This window comes from Bacillus subtilis subsp. subtilis str. 168, from assembly GCF_000009045.1.
GTDB classification, from domain to species: Bacteria; Bacillota; Bacilli; order Bacillales; family Bacillaceae; genus Bacillus; species Bacillus subtilis.
In genome coordinates, this window is sequence record NC_000964.3 from 2,712,577 (window position 1) to 2,730,323 (window position 17,747).

Genomic DNA, 17,747 nt, shown 5'->3' on the forward strand with positions numbered 1-17,747 from the left:
TTATTCGGTTTTACCTGTCCAATCCCGCATACCCGGGACAACATTAATAACCTTTTTAAAACCTTGTTTTTTCATGGTGCGGGCCGCCATTTCACTCCTTCTTCCCGAATGGCAGATAATATAAATTTCATCATTTTCGTTTAATTCGTTAGCGCGCTTTTCCACTTCACCAAGAGGGATATGCACAACTCCTGGGATATGAGCTTTTTCATATTCCTCTATCTCTCGAACATCTAAAATGTTAAGAGACTCGTCACTATCTACTTTCTGTTTGAAAGCTTCTAATGAAATCTCAGGAATTGAAGATGCATTTTCTGATGAATGCTCTCCTCCTTTTCGAAGAAAATGACGAAGTATTTCTCCCTCTGCTTCAGTACCCAGATATTCATGGCCTGTACTTTTTGCCCATGCTTCCAGATCTGCTGTAGAACCTTTATCTGTCGCATGAATTTCCAATACTTCACCAGCTTTTAAATCCTTCATTCTCTTCTTCGTTTTTACGATAGGCATTGGACACGCCAAACCTTTAGCGTCTAGTACAATAGTTGCTTTCATCATTTTTTCCTCCTTTTCTTATATAGGGGTGGGGGTATACAAATATACAAAAAGTTTCTCACTGTAAGTTAACACCATGTATTCATACCCCCTTTTATATTTGTGATGTTTTTAAATCCTTGTTTCTTCAATATTTTTACTTGCCTTTAAACTTCTCATTCCGCTTAGCAATGAGTAAATGAGTAACATTAGATAAATAAGTTGACACTGCCTTCCTCAGCATCTGCCAAATAAGCTGCTACACCAGCATAGTCAATATCATCTAATAGTTCTTTTTCCTGTAAACCAAGAAGATCCATTGTCATCGTACAAGCTACGAGCTTTACCCCCTGTTCTTGAGCCATCTCAATCAACTGAGGTAAAGTAAGTACATTATGCTTTTTCATCACATTTTTAATCATTTTAGGGCCCATACCTGCAAAGTTCATTTTAGATAAACCCATCTTATCAGCACCACGAGGCATCATCTTTCCAAACATTTTTTCAAGAAATCCTTTTTTCACTGGAATCAGCTCTTCTTTACGTAAAGCGTTAAATCCCCAAAAAGTATGGAAGATCGTCACTTCATGATCGTAGGCAGCTGCACCATTTGCAATAATATAGGCTGCCATTGCTTTATCATAATCCCCGCTAAATAAAACAATTGTTGTGCGTTTTGTTTGTTCTGTCATGTTTATTCTCCTAACTAATTACCCCTGCGGGTATATTAAAGTCAAAAAATTTTTTCGAAAGATCTGCTTTTATTCAACTCTTTAAATACCATAGGGGGTATAATATAACGCATATAAAAATTCGTCAACCTTAGGTTGATGAATTTTTATCGGCTCTTTACCAATAAGTCGACTGCTTCTTTTACTAAATTTTGTGTGTCTTCGCCTTTTTCTAAACTTTCACGAACACAATGTTCAAGGTTTGTGCTCACAATTAAACCCATCGCTCGATCGATCGCATTACGGGAAGCTGCTAATTGGGTCACAACCTCTCTACAATCTTTTCCTTGTTCCATCATAGTCAATACACCTTTAATTTGTCCTTCAATCCGTCGTAAGCGGTTTTTAATCTTTTGATCATACTCCATATATCAATGAAATCCTTTCTTTCATTTATTTTTACATTTACATGTTGCCAGTTCATAACTGTTTACATGGATACCTTTGCGCTTTAGAAAACGCACTCCTAAATTTAATTCCACCCGGTCACGAGCTATTATGTGTATTTTATCACGTGGAATCTCTAAATAAAAACGTTTTAGATACGCATATGGGATGTTTAAAATAATATTATCCGAAAAATTGGCTACATCGTTATAATGACGAATATCTAATATTGTGATGTCCATAGCCTCTAATTTATCTTTATGGATACAAGAGATTCCGGTTATAGGATAATAACGTCTATACGTTGCAATGATAATCACAAAAATAAGCAGGAATGCAATAACTAAATAATTGATACTATTTACACCACCTTATTAACTCTTTGTTTATTCACAAAACAATAATATACCCCCATAGGTATATAGTCAAGTGTGAAAGTTACTTTCTTTGAGCTGATAGATTCATTTCGATATCCGCGGATTGAAAAAATACTTACATTCGATAATGCCAATTCTGCTAAAAGGAACTCGAATAAAGCAATAAGCCGATTTAATTTTAAATCGGCTTTATTTATCAATTACTTAAAATTAGCACAAGACACGCTGCTTGGATATTAAATGGGGTTTCATTAGCATGGTACTGGTTCCCCATGTTTCATGCTGGATGTGACTTTAATTATTCTAGAATTCTCCAGAATATCTGTGCTAATCTTCCGCAGCCACTGCATCTGCTTTGGTTTCATGAACTGTACCAAATGGATGGTTAGGAGGAGCATAAATGGAGTAAAGTTTTAATGGCGTATTTCCTGTATTAATTACGTTGTGCCAAGTGCCGGCAGGGACAACAATGGCAGAATCATCATAGACATTTCTTTGAAAGTTCAAATGATCTTTGCTCTTTCCCATTTTGACGATCCCACGCCCCTGCTCAATCCGTAAGAACTGGTCAACGTTAGGATGGATTTCCAAACCAATGTCTTCTCCAATACCAAGACTCATCAAAGTAACTTGAAAATGCTTTCCTGTCCATAAAGCAGTACGGAACGTATTGTTTTGTTTTGTGGCTCTATTGATATTTACAACAAATGGTTTTGGTCCATAATCCTTCAAAAGAAGGTTTCTATCTTCATATGAAGAGCGCAAATCGGCACCTCTGTGTACTTTCTCCATCTCATTTGGAATAGTCCAATAAACAGATCTTCCATCATTATACATCGGCACAGTCACATAATAATAACATTGAGGCGAAAAAGGGTTATAGTACATTTTTTGATCCCCGCAATTATAAATTTTTGTGATAGTATCCTATGCATTTATTAAGGGAGTGTGCTAAATCAAGAAAACTCATATTAAACACAAAAATGAATGTTCGATCACCGTTTGATTCATGGATGAATAATTTATCACCGACCTTGTAATCGTTTTCTAGATGTTGAATTTCACTAGCCTTTGTTAACAAGACATCGAATGACACCTTTATATGATGGATTATCAAAGGTCGACGATCCTAAATGGCTTTTGAACATTTACATAGCACAACAACAGAGTATACGGAATTCTGTTGTTTGTCCCCCCTATCCCAGCTCTTTTAGATTTATCTCTTTGGATGCGCCTTGATGGCCAGTTTTTCAGCAGCATAGAATTTATCCCCTCCTGAATCGTTATAGCATATTTCAACGCCGATAGACTTGCGGTTCCCAGTGCCGTTTGTACCGTCTCCTGTATGTGGGCTCGCTTTTAGTAAACCAGTTTATATTCTTTTTGGGCACACAACAGAAACAATTTTCCATATGAAAATCTCGTAATTTTACACCTCTTTAACTTGAAGGAGGATTTTTGCATATGTATTTTCATACCCGTCAACTACCATCTCATCCAGCATATATTCCTCATATGCATTTTCCCCTATTTGCATTCCATTTCTTTCAATGAACTCAATGATTCTCCGGTACGCCTCTTCAGTATTTCCGCCTATTTCATATCCAACTGCATACAGGCCTTTTGGCCGTACATGATAATTTATGTTCTCTGCCCCATCTTTTACTTTTATATAAAAGTAACTGTAATTGTAGAAGTCTTTTTCTAAGATTTGTTCCCGTGCAAAGATTCCGCCTATCGGATATCCTTCATCTAATTCATATTGCTGAACTTCATGAATGAGTTCTGAAATGGCTGCCACATATTTTCGTTCTGGTAAGTTTAATGTTTTTCGGCTTAACATGAATGTTTCTTCATTTAAATATTCAAAAGAAATTGAGGAAAAATCAGTCTCAAGTGCTTGTTCTGTAAGCGTCACTTTTGTTTGTAAGATCGTTTGCAACTGCTTAAGCTCATTTATTTTTTTATCAATCTCAATAGACTTTTCTTTTAGAACATGCAGGATCTTGTCTGGTGTTTTTCCTTTTATTAGACACTTTATTTCTTTTAATGGAACCCCAAGCTCTTTAAATAGACTGATGACTTGAAAAGTCTCAAATTGATGATAGGAATAATATCTATACCCATTTTCTTTTTTTATTTCCGGCGAGAAAAGACCAATCTCATCATAATGAAATAAAGTTTGTTTTTTTACACGGCAGAGCTTCGAAAACTCCCCTGTTGTGAAATACTTCTTAACATCTTCGCTCATAAAAACCTCCTTGACTATACGGTAACCATATACCTTATGATTTGATTGTACTTGAAAAAAGCTTCAAGCGAAAAGGATAGGTAAAAAGGGTTCAATTGAGTAAAAGGGGAATTCAGATGAAAAAATCAATAAATGAGCAAAAAACGATATTCATTATACTATTAAGCAACATCTTCGTAGCATTTCTTGGTATCGGTTTAATCATTCCAGTTATGCCTTCTTTTATGAAAATCATGCATTTATCCGGCAGCACAATGGGTTATCTTGTTGCGGCTTTTGCCATTTCTCAGTTAATTACTTCACCTTTTGCAGGTAGGTGGGTTGACCGTTTCGGGAGAAAAAAAATGATTATTCTCGGGTTGCTTATATTCAGTTTATCTGAGTTGATTTTCGGATTAGGGACCCATGTTTCAATATTTTATTTCTCGAGGATATTGGGTGGTGTAAGTGCGGCTTTTATCATGCCCGCGGTAACAGCATATGTAGCTGATATTACAACCCTAAAGGAAAGGTCAAAGGCTATGGGGTATGTTTCTGCTGCAATTAGCACCGGCTTTATTATTGGACCTGGTGCGGGAGGATTTATTGCCGGCTTTGGTATCCGCATGCCGTTTTTCTTCGCCTCCGCCATCGCGTTAATAGCAGCTGTCACTTCCGTTTTTATACTAAAAGAGTCATTGTCGATAGAAGAACGCCATCAACTCTCATCTCATACAAAGGAATCAAATTTCATTAAAGACTTGAAGAGATCCATTCATCCTGTCTATTTCATTGCATTTATTATCGTCTTTGTAATGGCTTTTGGTTTATCAGCTTATGAAACGGTATTCAGCTTGTTTTCTGATCATAAATTTGGCTTCACACCAAAAGATATTGCAGCCATTATTACGATTAGTTCCATTGTTGCGGTAGTTATTCAAGTTTTACTATTCGGGAAATTGGTCAACAAACTTGGAGAGAAAAGAATGATTCAGCTGTGCTTAATAACCGGTGCGATCTTGGCTTTCGTGTCTACTGTTATGTCAGGATTTTTAACTGTTTTGCTTGTAACTTGTTTTATTTTTCTGGCGTTCGATTTGCTACGTCCGGCCTTAACCGCTCATTTATCCAATATGGCCGGTAACCAGCAGGGTTTCGTAGCAGGCATGAACTCCACATACACCAGCCTGGGAAATATATTTGGACCTGCTCTAGGCGGTATACTATTTGATCTTAACATTCATTATCCTTTCCTTTTTGCAGGTTTCGTTATGATTGTCGGCCTTGGTCTTACAATGGTTTGGAAAGAAAAAAAGAATGATGCTGCAGCTTTGAATTAATTCATTTTCTATAAAGTTAAGTCATTTGGATGCAGGGAATGCCCCTGGTTAGGCACAATAAGAAAAGGTACTTAATTTGATAGGCTACATGTTGCTTGACGTGAATATAGTATAAGCTGAGTTTTAGCAATATCAGGATACCGGGATAAGAAAAAAGGAGAATGTAGTATGAGTATAAACATAAAAGCAGTAACTGATGATAATCGTGCTGCAATTCTTGATCTACATGTCAGCCAGAATCAATTATCATATATTGAATCTACAAAAGTATGTTTAGAAGATGCAAAAGAATGTCACTATTATAAACCTGTCGGGCTTTACTATGAAGGAGATCTAGTCGGTTTTGCAATGTATGGATTGTTTCCCGAGTATGATGAAGATAATAAAAACGGACGAGTCTGGCTTGACCGATTTTTTATTGACGAACGCTATCAGGGAAAAGGATTAGGGAAGAAAATGCTTAAAGCCCTCATTCAGCACCTTGCTGAGTTATATAAATGCAAGAGAATTTATTTAAGTATATTTGAAAATAATATTCATGCTATACGCCTTTATCAAAGGTTTGGTTTTCAATTTAATGGTGAACTCGACTTTAATGGTGAGAAGGTAATGGTAAAAGAGCTATAGATATCCAAGCCTCCTTGTTTGCTGAGAAACGTTTGAACTTCGATAATGATTACCTACTTAAACTGCAAGATCATTGTTTAAAAAAGCCTGGATGAAAATTTCATCTCAGGCTTTAAGCATCTTATTAGTCAAAATCTCATGTGTTTTATCCAGATGTTATTCTTTTTTCCGGACAATTTCTAAATAATTAATATGCCGGCCAACTGTTTCGTGCACTTTAAAAATATACCCATCGGCTTCTATAACGGACCCAACTGCAGCGTCTATTTGTTGAGTCATAAACCAGCCGCCTATTGTATCCACTTCGTCACTTGCTAACGTCGTTCCCAATAAATCATTTACATCTTCAATGAGCACTTTCGAATCTAAGATATAGTGATTATCATTTACTTTTCTAATATTAGGCACTTCATCTTTATCAAATTCATCTCTGATTTCCCCGACAATTTCTTCAAGAATATCTTCAGCAGTGACTAAACCTGAAGTGCCGCCATATTCATCCACAAGAATAGCGATATGTGTTCGCTCTTTTTGCATTTTTACCAATACATCATGAATTGGAACGGATTCAATAACATGGATAACAGGGTTGATATGATTTTCTAACTTGAAATCCTCTTTTATCTTCTGGTCTGTGTCAATATAAGCTGACAAAAATTCTTTAGCATTGATAAAACCAATGATTGAATCTTTATCTCCATTTAGGACTGGGTACCTTGTATAGCTCTCTGTCTTAATGATCTTAACAATAGTTTCATAAGAATCCTCACTAGAAATCGCTACGATCTCTCTTCTCGGAATCATAATTTCTTTGGCGATTCTTTCATCAAATTCAAAAATATTATTTACATATTTCAACTCATTTTGATTGATTTCACCGCTCTTATAGCTTTCAGACAGTAAGATGCGCAGTTCTTCTTCAGAATGAGCAAGTTCATGTTCTGATGCAGGTTTCAAACCGAAGAGTCCTACTATAAACCGGGCTGAACCATTTAAAAACCATATAAAAGGGAACAGGATGCGGTAAAACCAAATAATTGGCTTTGCAGTCAAAAGAGTGATGGTTTCCGCTTTTTGGATAGCGAGTGTTTTAGGAGCAAGCTCTCCAACTACAACGTGCAAAAAAGTCGCCATCACAAAAGCAATCACTAAGATCAATACATGTGAGACTGTTTCACTTACATGAAAATGAGCAAATAAGGGGTGCAAAATCACTTCAAAAGTCGATTCTCCGACCCAGCCAATTCCCAACGCTGTAACCGTGATCCCTAATTGACAAGCTGACAAATATTCGTCCAAATGAGTAATGACCTTTTTGGCTGATATGGCACCTTTTTTTCCCTCTAATATGAGTTGGTCAATTTTTGATGACCTGATCTTTACTATCGCAAATTCAGTCGCAACAAAAAATGCTGTTAAGACAATTAAAAGAGTAAAGATTATAAGGTTAATGGTTGTCAATGATTTGCCTTACCTAGTAAGGCGTACACCTCCGATGTAAATATTTATTGAATAAACAAAAAACAGTATATATAACATTATAAGTTCAAAAGAACCTAAAATCAACTCTGAATGATGTAAATAATCATCTTTTTCCGTATGGAGAGTGGTTCCCATAGTCTTCAACTAACGATTAGTGGCGTTTTAAGGCTTAAAAAAGAAAGCAAAATAAAAACACACCTGAATTTTCTGGTGTGTTTCAATAATACCCAACCGTCTTGATTTATTTAATGTCTTTATAAAGATTTTCTTTTAAAATTTGAATCAATTCGGCCTGTTGCTTTATATTTTTGCGGCCATTTCTATTAATTGCAGCAAGTTCACAGACAATTCCAGCTGAAATGAAAAACAATAAACCTTCAAACATTTTAAATCCCCCACTGTCTAAGTGATAGTCAAATTTGTTTTTTCTTTTTGCAATACCTGCTTATAATCTTCCTTACGCTGATATATGTTATTTAAAATGAGTCCAATAATGACAAACAGTGTTCCTACTATATCAAAAGCAGTTATGTTATATCCTTTGATCACCATGATTAACAATGTAGTAATGGGGACAAAGTTAATAAATAAAATCCCATTAATGGATGATAGGATTTTAATGCCATAGTTCCAACTAAGGAGGGCTATGATACCTGGTAAAGTAATCATAAATAAAAAATCATACTTAATTGCTGCAATCACTTTAATACTCGGTACCGACACGTAACCTTGCGCGGTAAGTATAGCTGTCATGATTCCTGTTATAGCTGTGCCGAATAAACATGTCAAAGTTGAATAACGAAGTGTGGACCACTCTCGGAATATCTGTCCCCCCATTGTGTAGACAACCCACCCTAAAACACCAATGAATATAAAGAGTATCGAGAATAGATGATCCCCTAATGAAAAAAAGAAACTTATATTACCTTTGGTTATGACCATCGAAGCCCCCAAAAAGGCAATCAATATACTGATCATTGTGTATTTTTTAGGTTTCACATGTTTATATCCCCATAGAATAACAATTGAAAGCATCGGCATGAGTGCCTCGGCAATGGATGCTGTCATAATTCCAGACTTCCCCATCAACCTTTGACCTAAAAAAATAAGAACATTGTATATAGTAAACGCCATCACCCCAAATAAAATGATCCATTTTGCTTTACCCTCTAAATGAAATGATTTCTTTCCTTCTCTCACCAATAATAAAATCACTAACATAATCGTTACCACACCGTAGCGAATAAATGAAAAATAAAACGGATCAACAAATTCTAATGCATGATCTGCAACTGGAAACATCGCGCCCCAAGACATACTTGCTACTAAACATGTAAGGGCACCAATGAATAATTGACCTTTTTTCATTGAATTCCCCTCCTTTTCTTTAAAATTACAATGAGAATTATAAAAAGAAGTAAGCATCAAGTAAAATGAACAAAAGTGATGAAAAACATCATTGATAATGATACTTTAATGAAGGGGGGATCTTCATGGAACTGCGAGACTTACAAATTTTCAAATGCGTAGCCCATCACAAGAGTATTACCGGTGCTGCAAAAGAGTTAAATTATGTACAATCTAATGTAACTGCGCGGATTAAGCAATTAGAGAATGAGCTCAAAACACCTCTTTTCAATCGCCATAAAAAAGGGGTTTCACTAAGCCCAGAGGGCCGAAAAATGATTGAATACGTTAACAAAATTTTGAAAGATGTTGAAGAACTGGAGCAAGTCTTTCTAGATACTGAAATACCGTCTGGAATATTAAAAATCGGTACAGTGGAAACAGTGAGGATACTGCCGACCATCATAGCTTCCTATTATAAAAAGTATCCTAATGTGGATTTATCATTGCAGGCTGGTCTAACAGAGGAACTTATTAAAAAGGTCATGAATCACGAATTAGACGGAGCTTTTATTTCAGGCCCCTTGAAACATTCTATTCTGGAACAGTATGATGTTTATACTGAAAAACTTACTCTTGTAACCAGTAACAAAACGTTTAATATAGAGGATTTTTCAACGACTCCGATTCTTGTTTTTAACCAGGGGTGCGGGTATCGGTCTAGGCTTGAACAATGGCTCAAAGATGAAGGTGTGCTCCCAAACAGAATGATGGAATTTAACATCCTAGAGACAATCTTAAATAGTGTTGCACTTGGACTCGGTATAACAGTGGTACCGGAATCTGCTGTTATGCATCTAGCTGTACAAGGTAAGGTTTATTGCCACCCATTGCCTGAGAAAGACAGCTGTATCTCAACAATTTTTATACGCCATAAAGATGCGTACCTGACAAATTCAATGCGCAGCCTCCTAAAGACCATTGTTGAACATAAAAATATGAGTATGGCTTAAAGTGATTTTTCTCTTTCTATATTCTAACTTCTTAAATAAAAGAGAAGGCTCATCTCCACTTCGCTACCCTTATTCACGCAAAAAATAGAGCAGTAAACATGTGAGTTACTGCTCTGCTTCGTTTATTCACCGTTCATTTGTTTTACAATGTATTCAGCATCATTTCCTACGCCTTGAAGCAACGCTGAACCTCGCTTATGCTGCCAAGGCAAACCTATAAAGTACAATCCTTCTACAGGTGAAACACCTCTATGATGTATGATTCGACCTTCTTGATCCAAAACACCTTTTATATTTATCCAACATAAGGGATTCCTGAAACCAGTAGCCCAAATAATATTGTTTACTTCTAATGTAGATGAATCTTTAAAAATGATTTCATTTTGCTTTGCGGCAATGACTCTTTTTTTTAAGATGATCTCCTTCTGTTTTATTGCATGTTTTAATTCATGCCCAAATACTGGATCACCTTTCTTTTGAATGAATTTGCCTACTATTGATGTATGACTTGCATGTAAAACTCCTAGTTTATCAAACCACCAAAAGATGCTTCTTTTTCCGATCATTAAAGGGAAATAAACAAGTTTATTACTACAAGCTAAATATGTAACTCTTTCTTTGGATAATTCAACAGCTATTTGAGCACCACTATTCCCACCACCAACTACTAGTACATTTCCATATGCCAATTGTTTTGAATTCTTATATTGTGATGAGTGTAGTTGATTAATATTATCGGATAAATCCTTTGATATTGATGGAATATTAGGGGTATGAAAAGGCCCTGTAGCAATGACAAGATTCTTCGTTTGATATTCTTCCCGATTTGTTTTTATTAAGAAATAATTCTTTATTTTTAGGACACTTATTACTTCTGTCCGTAATTGGATTGGAATTTCAAATTTTTTAACATACTTCTTTAGATAAGCAACAATTTCATTTTTTGAAGGAAATCCATGTTTTTCTCCTTCAAGATGCATTCCAGGCAAAGAGCTATACATTCGAGAAGTAAATAAAACTAATGAGTCATACCGATCTTTCCAGCTCTCCCCCACCTCATGACTTTTATCCAAAATGATAAACTTTTGATCGGACTGCTTAAGATAATATCCTATTGAGATCCCTGCTTGACCAGCCCCGATTACTATAGTGTCGTACACATTATCACCCCGCCAATTTCAAATTGTCAGTAGACAGAATCTGCAAAATCCTAGTTGATCTCCTCACTATAAAGTTAGATAAAAAATTTAATGGTGATGGTGGTCACGCTGCTTCTCCATTTTGGGCTGACAAAGGATCGCATTGTCGTGGTTATGCGCTTCGGTTTCCATTTGAATGGTTACGTGCGTAATGCCTTTATGCTCAAGTTCATGTTCAATTTTGCGTAAAATATTTTCACTTTCTGAAATGGTCAGTTGATCGTCAACAACTGCGTGGCAAGAAAGAGCATTCAATCCGCTTGTGATAGACCATATGTGTAAATCATGAATGTTTTGAATTCCCTCTGTCCCTTCAATTGTACGAATGATATCAGAGACATCGATATTTTCTGGAGTTCCTTCCATTAAGATGTGAATGGAATCTTTAGTCACATTGTAACCGCTTCTTAGAACAAGAATAGCCACAATGATACTAGCCAATGGATCTGCCCAGCCCCATCCAAAGAAGATGATAAGTATGGCAGCTAAAATGGCACCTACAGAGCCGAGCATATCGCTTATTACATGTAAATAAGCTCCTCTTATATTCAGATTATTCTTTGTATCTCCGCCACTCATCATAATCCAAGCGACCAATAGATTCACAACTAACCCGATGATACTAATTGTAAGCATGCCGGTTGTTGCTACTTTTGGTGGATTAGAGAAGCGTTCGATTGCTTCATAAATGATATAAAGAGAAATAAGAATTAAGGCAGCACCGTTTATCACAGCTGCAAGAATCTCAAATCGTTTATAGCCGAATGTCTTATTGTGATTTGCCTTTTTTTCAGCTAATGTAAAAGCAATCAGGGCAACCATTAATGAAATTGAATCACTCAGCATATGGCCTGCATCAGATAAAAGCGCCAGGCTATTTGTTAAAAATCCACCTATAGCTTCTATAATCATATAACCTGTAATCATGATAAAAGAGATCAATAAAACCTTTTTATTTGCTCCTTCATTATGATTGTGACCCATAAAAAACTCCTCCTTACCTAAAGTTTTTAATACATATGTATTTATTATTTCAAATCTGTTATGAAGCATTCTAACATGATACAAATAATATTTATATATGAGCATGTGTTCATATATAAATATATCTGCTCTTTACTGAAATGTCAAAATATTTTTATAGAAATCCACAATACCTCCTTAATTATTCTTTTATAAACATAAAAAAGCGGAGCAAACACATGGTTTGCTCCGCTACCCTAGTTTCTCTATCCTTTTCTTCAATCAAGCATTTGAGGGTAGTATTCAACTACAATTTACCTGTTAAAAATTGGGCCTCACCAAGTCCAAAACTCCAGTCAGCATTATCATTTTCAACAATAGATACAATTAAATCAGTTGATGCGATACCACACTCAGATTCCAGTCTTTCAGCTAACAGCCTGTAAAATTTTTGTTTCTTCTCTTCCGGTCGGGATTTACTTGTAACTGAAAGAACAACAAGATTTTTAGTTCGGTTAAATCCTAACCCAGTATCCTCAATAATCATATGATTTTCTGGATGTTCATGAACAATTTGATAACGGTCTTGTTGAGGCACATCAAAAGCCTCTACTACAACATTGTGAGCGACATCTAAAAGTTTTTTCAAACTTGATTGATCTCGCCCTTCTATTAAGTCAAAACGAAGTAATGGCATAAAATCCCCTCCTTCTACTACAACAGTCTTTTTAATTTCATTCGTTAATGTGTCAGCTATTTCCAAGCAGCTGCTACATTTAGAAAATAAAGTAATTTCCCAATAACCCCTTCATTCTGGTGTTAGTCAAGCCTATGTTATGATGTGTATTTCCATAGGCAATATACAGAATCAACTTCGAGTAATTAACCATTTTTTGAAATAGCTTTATCACTTACTTTAGAAATCATTTATTCTTCTAAGCTTTAGTTTACATGAAGCTCTGCTATCATATATAATTCAAAATTAAGATGGAAGACATCTCAAAATCAGATATCAACTATGGAGGACTAGATGAATATTCAGTTGTTACAGGTTTTTCTCACTACTGCTCGTGAAGGCAGTATTTCCAAGGCTGCTCTGACTTTAAATTATGCACAATCGAATGTAACGAATAAGATACAACAACTAGAAAACGATTTACAGACAAAATTATTCTATCGTCATAGTCGAGGAATCACACTTACTCCCCCAGGGCAAATTCTTGTTTCTTACTCAGAGAAAATTCTACATACTATTGAAGAAGCTAGAGCAGCCATGGGCGAATCATCCGCGCCTTCTGGGCCACTGCGTATAGGATCAATGGAAACAACAGCTGCAGTTTGGCTTCCTCAACTCCTTGCACATTATAATAACCTCTATCCAAATGTTGATTTGAACCTAGTAACCGGCCCTACGGAACAACAAATACAAGCAGTTTTACATTATGAGTTAAACGGCGCTTTTATTTCAGGGCCTATTGAACACCCTGATTTAGTTCAAGAAAAGGTATTGGATGAAGAGATGGTTCTTGTTACAAGTGCTTCACACCCTGTGATTTCTTCCATTCAGGATGTTCAAACACAAACAATGCTTGTATTCCGTAAAGGATGCTCATACAGAGCAAAGCTCAATCATATCCTGCAAGAAGAAGGTTTATTACCTATAAAATTAATGGAATTTGGCATACTTGAAGCGATCATTGGCTGTGTAAGCGCCGGCTTGGGGATTTCACTGCTGCCTCGTTCAATCATTGCTTCGCATGAAAAAGAAGGCCGCATCCGCAGCCACACTATCTCTGACAAATATTCTTTTGTATCAACTATGTTTATAAGGCGGAAAGACACTTTAATTACCCCTGCTTTATCTGCTTTTTTAACGCATATGAGGGATCATTTTCAGATAAAGAGGCCAGATCAATCGTAAATAAATGGATGGAAGGCATGCTTCGCCTCAAAATACCCCTGATCAGTTGTCTGATATAAAAATATAGGCGCATCTCAATGTTTGTATAGAGCAAAAAAGCAAACTTCGGTATGTAGTTTGCTTTTTCTTCGTGATTTTGCACTCTGAATCGTGAAACCTAGTCGATATTAGGATGTAGATTTTCCTCATTCAAAGAATTTTGAACGAAGGTCATTGCCCTAGACACTTGGTTGCGTCTTGAAGTTAAAGGCTGACTATTTCCTAAAGCGTCAATCGCTCTCACAACTATTAAATATTCACCTACAGATTTCGGGTGACAACGGGAAGATTGATATTTTCGGTTGGACAGGGGCAGAACATCCAATTGTAACAGTTGAAGTATCCACTGATGGAGGAGATCCTGCAGATCTGAGTGATATTGCTGTTGATTGATCAACTTGTTTTTGTTCGGAATATACTCAGTATATAGCCGCATATTCCTCCTGCAATAGCTGGAATGAGCCACCCCAGCCCTATGTTATACATAGGAAGAATCTGAGTGAAAATACGATTCACAACTTCAATTTTTATTCCAGCCGCCTTCAAACCGTCAAATAGGCTGATGATGAATGCGAATAATAAACTGCCTTGATACACTTCTGTCTTCCCTTTAAATACAGAATGCAAAAACGTTAAAAATATTAAGGAAATCGCGATAGGATACATCGTCAGTAAGACAGGCATTGACACCTTAATGAGCTGGGTTAATCCTATATTTGCGACAAGCGTACTAAACACTGATAAAACGACAGCAATTTTTTTATAAGAAATGTTCGGAAATAATTCATGAAAAAATGAAGAACACGCTGTGATCAGCCCGACACTTGTCGTCAGACACGCCACTGTAATCATTAAGCCCAATAAGATTGAACCATAAGATCCAAAATAATAGGATGAAACCTTAGCCAAAACCTCTGCTCCATTTTCTAAAATCCCCAGTTCTTCAACGCTGGAAGCCCCCATATAGGAAAGGGCTGTATACATAACTGCTAAGAGTACAGCTGCAATCGCGGCTGCTTTTGCACAAACAACTATCAGCTGTTTTTTGGTAGAAGCTCCTTGTTCTTTCAATGCATTCACGATGATAATTCCAAAAACAAATGCTACAAGGGCATCCAGAGTGAGGTATCCTTCCTGAAATCCTTTAAAAAACGCTTGTGATGTGTACCCTTTTGATGGTGCTTGAATGGTTCCAATTGGGCGAATAAGAGCTACGGCTACAAGCAATCCGATAAATGTCAGCTTAATTGGCGTCAAAAATTTACCAACTATATCAATGATTTTTGAAGGATTGAGTGATAACAAGCATGCCAATGCGAAAAATAATATTGTAAATATGATCAATGAGACAGGGCTTGCATCATTTGATAAAAAAGGTTTTACCCCAATTTCAAACGATACGTTTCCTGATCTCGGGATAGCGAAAAAAGGCCCGATTGCCAAATAGAGAATCGTCGTAAATACAATGCCAAACACCGGGTGAACACGGCTGGCTAACGACTGTAAGTTTTGTTTACCCGAAAAAACAAATGCTGTTATAGCCAGTAATGGCAATCCAACTCCGGTCACTAAGAAACCTGCATTAGCGACCCATACATTTTTCCCGGCCAATTGACCAAGCATAGGCGGAAAAATGAGATTTCCTGCTCCAAAAAACAATGCAAATAGCATTAATCCTATAATGATGATATAGGAAGCAGACACTTTTTTTGACATTATATATCCTCCGATTAAAGTAGACACTTCTTGAATAGCCAGGAAACATTACAGATGCTATTTGCACTGGCACAGTGTTGATTCCAAAATAAGCTTGTGTCAGTTTTATATATTTTTATCAAGTTAAATAAAAGCATGATCATTTTGATCGTTTCCGATATCGGTTAAAAAACCAATTGCACCAAAACCATATAAACAACGGTTCCCCCCGCTATGGAAAGAAGCATATTTTTCTTCCACAAGTGAAGCAGTACAACAGCAGCTGCTCCAACCAATTCAGGAATGCCATGACTTCCAGAAAGTAGACTCACATCTTTCAAACAATAAATGACTAAAAGCCCGATTACCGCTGATGGCAGCACTTTACCAAGATACTGTACATATTTCGGTGTCGGTTTGCCAGACGGGAAAATCATGAATGGAAGGAACCGTGTCAGCATTGTTCCAAGCACGACCATTGCGATGGTGATCATTTGCTGCGTCATAGTCATCGTCATACGGAAACCTCAGCTTTCTCCAATGGTTTTCTCAGAACAGTCAGTACCCCTAAAATGGCGAGCATAGCAGGAATAATAAATTGGTTTCCGCCAAAAAGGATAAGACTGGCTACTGAAAGTCCAAGTCCCGTGAGAGCACTGTAATGCTTTTTCTCTTTCATCCATTGTTCTATGAATATCACAATAAACAGAGCAGTCATCACAAAATCAAGCCCTTCGGTATTAAACTTCACGTACGACCCAAAAATACCTCCTATCGCTGCCCCCGCGACCCAATATAAATGATTAAGCAGTGTCACAAAAAACATAAACCAGCCCTTATCAACATTCGCCGGAACATTAGCGGTATAATTGATAGAAAATGATTCATCGCACATTCCGAAAATCAGATAAAGCTTTTTCTTTCCAGTCCCCCTGTACTTATCCAACATGGAAATTCCATAAAACAAATGCCGGGCATTGACCATTAACGTCAAAAAAAGAGCATTCATAGGGTTGAACGCACCAAGTAAAAAATTCGCTGCAACAAACTCCATTGAGCCCGCAAATATCATAAAACTCATGATGATTGGATAGATTGCGCTAAATCCCAAAGAATGCATAAAGATCCCATAAGCTATCCCCAAAAATAAAAACCCCGCAAAAATCGGAATGGTATATGGGAATGCAGAACGAAATGCAGCCCATATTTGACTTCTCTTATTCATATGAGTGTTTATAGCAGGAGAGCTTAAATGTAACGATTCTTTATTTTTATTCAAATCAACAACCTCCTACATTTCATCAATTGGCACACTGACAGTTCTTTTTTCTGTACTCATGACTATGCTTGTGTCAACTCCACTAATAGCAGGGTTCTGCATTAATGAATCAATGATAAAATTCCGATAACTCTCCATGTCCTTCGCCACAATCTTAAGCATATAGTCATGGCTTCCTGTAAGTGTGTAGCATTCTTGAACCTGTGGGAATTTGTTTATATCCTCTAAAAATGAATGAATTGTCTCCCTATTTAAGGGTGATAAGTTGATGAGAGCTAGTGCTGTGACTTCGATTCCAAGTTTTTTCTCATCAACAATAGTCGTAAACTTTTTAATTATACCTGCTTCTACTAGGTTCTTTGTTCTTGCAAGGCAAGCTGATGGTGAAAGCCCAATTTTCTTAGATAAATTTAAATTTGATATTGAAGCATCTTCCTGCAAATCTCTTAAGATGGCCTTATCAGTTTCGTCAAGCATAATACCCATTTCACAACCCCCAATACAACTTAACAGAATTATATTTCATACAATTTAAATAATAACGAATTTTTATTCGTTAATCAAATATTATTTAAATTTAAAT

Annotated in this window: 22 protein-coding genes, 2 pseudogenes and 2 other annotated features; of the genes and pseudogenes, 4 read left to right on the forward strand and 20 right to left on the reverse strand. The window is 36.5% G+C overall.

The annotated features are described in order from the left end of the window. The 9 genes and pseudogenes from yrkF to bltR all read right to left on the reverse strand — a co-directional run bounded on the left by yrkF (position 1) and on the right by bltR (position 4,280). Positions 1–558, reverse strand: a complete 558-nt coding sequence (gene yrkF / locus BSU_26530) for a putative rhodanese-related sulfur transferase (RefSeq protein NP_390530.1) — start codon at positions 556–558, stop codon at positions 1–3. A 185-nt stretch (positions 559–743) separates the two neighbouring features. After that, positions 744–1,226, reverse strand: a complete 483-nt coding sequence (gene yrkE, locus BSU_26540; RefSeq protein NP_390531.1) for a putative protein involved in sulfur metabolism (DsrE-like) — start codon at positions 1,224–1,226, stop codon at positions 744–746. A 146-nt stretch (positions 1,227–1,372) separates the two neighbouring features. Continuing rightward, a complete protein-coding gene (yrkD, locus tag BSU_26550) occupies positions 1,373–1,564 on the reverse strand; it encodes a putative metal-sensitive transcriptional regulator involved in sulfur metabolism (protein ID NP_390532.1) in 192 nt (63 codons plus the stop codon). A 90-nt stretch (positions 1,565–1,654) separates the two neighbouring features. Then, positions 1,655–1,972, reverse strand: a sequence feature (Evidence 5: Unknown function). Then, positions 1,655–1,972 (reverse strand): annotated as a pseudogene (gene yrzM / locus BSU_26558). Its footprint overlaps the feature before it by 318 nt. 41 nt (positions 1,973–2,013) lie before the next feature. After that, positions 2,014–2,229 (reverse strand) — a sequence feature (Evidence 5: Unknown function). Next, positions 2,014–2,229 (reverse strand): annotated as a pseudogene (gene yrzN / locus BSU_26559). It overlaps the preceding feature by 216 nt. 127 nt (positions 2,230–2,356) lie before the next feature. Beyond that, positions 2,357–2,917, reverse strand: a complete 561-nt coding sequence (gene yrkC, locus BSU_26560) for a putative enzyme; cupin family (RefSeq protein ID NP_390533.1) — start codon at positions 2,915–2,917, stop codon at positions 2,357–2,359. Between the two features lie 16 nt (positions 2,918–2,933). Then, positions 2,934–3,110, reverse strand: coding sequence for a hypothetical protein (locus BSU_26569; RefSeq protein YP_009513984.1), 177 nt, complete (start codon positions 3,108–3,110; stop codon positions 2,934–2,936). A gap of 32 nt (positions 3,111–3,142) precedes the next feature. Then, entirely contained in the window at positions 3,143–3,289 is a 147-nt protein-coding gene (yrkB, locus tag BSU_26570) for a hypothetical protein (RefSeq protein NP_390534.1), read from the reverse strand. A 169-nt stretch (positions 3,290–3,458) separates the two neighbouring features. Then, positions 3,459–4,280, reverse strand: a complete 822-nt coding sequence (gene bltR / locus BSU_26580; protein ID NP_390535.1) for a transcriptional regulator (polyamine metabolism) — start codon at positions 4,278–4,280, stop codon at positions 3,459–3,461. A 116-nt stretch (positions 4,281–4,396) separates the two neighbouring features. On the opposite strand from bltR, the gene blt reads away from it, so the two are divergent. Together blt and bltD are read left to right on the forward strand one after the other, a co-directional pair. Beyond that, complete coding sequence (gene blt / locus BSU_26590) at positions 4,397–5,599, forward strand: efflux transporter (promiscuous, acetylated polyamines efflux) (protein ID NP_390536.1); 1,203 nt, start codon at positions 4,397–4,399, stop codon at positions 5,597–5,599. 168 nt (positions 5,600–5,767) lie between these two features. Further along, positions 5,768–6,226, forward strand: coding sequence for a spermine/spermidine acetyltransferase (bltD, locus tag BSU_26600; protein ID NP_390537.1), 459 nt, complete (start codon positions 5,768–5,770; stop codon positions 6,224–6,226). Between the two features lie 156 nt (positions 6,227–6,382). Here the strand turns inward: bltD and yrkA are convergent, their stop codons facing one another. From yrkA to yrdR, 3 genes are all read right to left on the reverse strand, one after another. Next, positions 6,383–7,687, reverse strand: a complete 1,305-nt coding sequence (gene yrkA, locus BSU_26610) for a putative membrane associated protein (RefSeq protein NP_390538.1) — start codon at positions 7,685–7,687, stop codon at positions 6,383–6,385. 262 nt (positions 7,688–7,949) lie between these two features. Beyond that, a complete protein-coding gene (gene yrzO, locus BSU_26619) occupies positions 7,950–8,093 on the reverse strand; it encodes a hypothetical protein (protein ID YP_003097765.1) in 144 nt (47 codons plus the stop codon). 17 nt (positions 8,094–8,110) lie between these two features. Next, the gene (yrdR, locus tag BSU_26620) at positions 8,111–9,076 is read right to left on the reverse strand and encodes a putative efflux transporter (protein NP_390539.1); all 966 of its coding nucleotides are present in this window, start codon (positions 9,074–9,076) and stop codon (positions 8,111–8,113) included. A gap of 125 nt (positions 9,077–9,201) precedes the next feature. On the opposite strand from yrdR, the gene czcR reads away from it, so the two are divergent. Then, on the forward strand, positions 9,202–10,068 hold the full coding sequence (gene czcR, locus BSU_26630) for a transcriptional regulator (LysR family) (protein ID NP_390540.1): 867 nt from the start codon (positions 9,202–9,204) through the stop codon (positions 10,066–10,068). A 122-nt stretch (positions 10,069–10,190) separates the two neighbouring features. Here the strand turns inward: czcR and yrdP are convergent, their stop codons facing one another. The 3 genes from yrdP to yrdN form a co-directional block, all read right to left on the reverse strand. Beyond that, positions 10,191–11,228 (reverse strand): putative oxidoreductase, encoded by a 1,038-nt coding sequence (gene yrdP, locus BSU_26640; RefSeq protein ID NP_390541.1) that lies wholly within the window; start codon positions 11,226–11,228, stop codon positions 10,191–10,193. A gap of 87 nt (positions 11,229–11,315) precedes the next feature. Beyond that, positions 11,316–12,251 (reverse strand): potassium/proton-divalent cation antiporter, encoded by a 936-nt coding sequence (gene czcD, locus BSU_26650; RefSeq protein ID NP_390542.1) that lies wholly within the window; start codon positions 12,249–12,251, stop codon positions 11,316–11,318. A gap of 286 nt (positions 12,252–12,537) precedes the next feature. After that, entirely contained in the window at positions 12,538–12,927 is a 390-nt protein-coding gene (gene yrdN / locus BSU_26660) for a putative tautomerase (protein ID NP_390543.1), read from the reverse strand. 333 nt (positions 12,928–13,260) lie between these two features. Here yrdN and gltR point away from each other — a divergent pair, with 333 nt between their 5' ends. Next, complete coding sequence (gltR, locus tag BSU_26670; protein ID NP_390544.2) at positions 13,261–14,151, forward strand: transcriptional regulator (LysR family); 891 nt, start codon at positions 13,261–13,263, stop codon at positions 14,149–14,151. 157 nt (positions 14,152–14,308) lie between these two features. Here the strand turns inward: gltR and yrdK are convergent, their stop codons facing one another. From yrdK to azlB, 5 genes are all read right to left on the reverse strand, one after another. After that, on the reverse strand, positions 14,309–14,626 hold the full coding sequence (gene yrdK, locus BSU_26680; protein ID NP_390545.3) for a hypothetical protein: 318 nt from the start codon (positions 14,624–14,626) through the stop codon (positions 14,309–14,311). Further along, positions 14,584–15,906 carry a low-affinity branched-chain amino acid transporter gene (brnQ, locus tag BSU_26690; protein NP_390546.1) on the reverse strand — a complete coding sequence of 441 codons (1,323 nt, stop codon included), beginning with the start codon at positions 15,904–15,906 and terminating at the stop codon, positions 14,584–14,586. The genes yrdK and brnQ overlap by 43 nt, the downstream gene beginning before the upstream one ends. Positions 15,907–16,070: 164 nt before the next feature. Next, positions 16,071–16,403 carry a branched-chain amino acid / methionine exporter gene (gene azlD / locus BSU_26700; RefSeq protein ID NP_390547.1) on the reverse strand — a complete coding sequence of 111 codons (333 nt, stop codon included), beginning with the start codon at positions 16,401–16,403 and terminating at the stop codon, positions 16,071–16,073. After that, the gene (gene azlC / locus BSU_26710; RefSeq protein ID NP_390548.1) at positions 16,400–17,164 is read right to left on the reverse strand and encodes a branched-chain amino acid / methionine exporter; all 765 of its coding nucleotides are present in this window, start codon (positions 17,162–17,164) and stop codon (positions 16,400–16,402) included. Before azlC ends, azlD begins: the two co-directional genes overlap by 4 nt. Before the next feature lie 12 nt (positions 17,165–17,176). Next, entirely contained in the window at positions 17,177–17,650 is a 474-nt protein-coding gene (azlB, locus tag BSU_26720; RefSeq protein ID NP_390549.1) for a transcriptional repressor of the azlBCD operon, read from the reverse strand. Positions 17,651–17,747 lie beyond the last annotated feature (97 nt).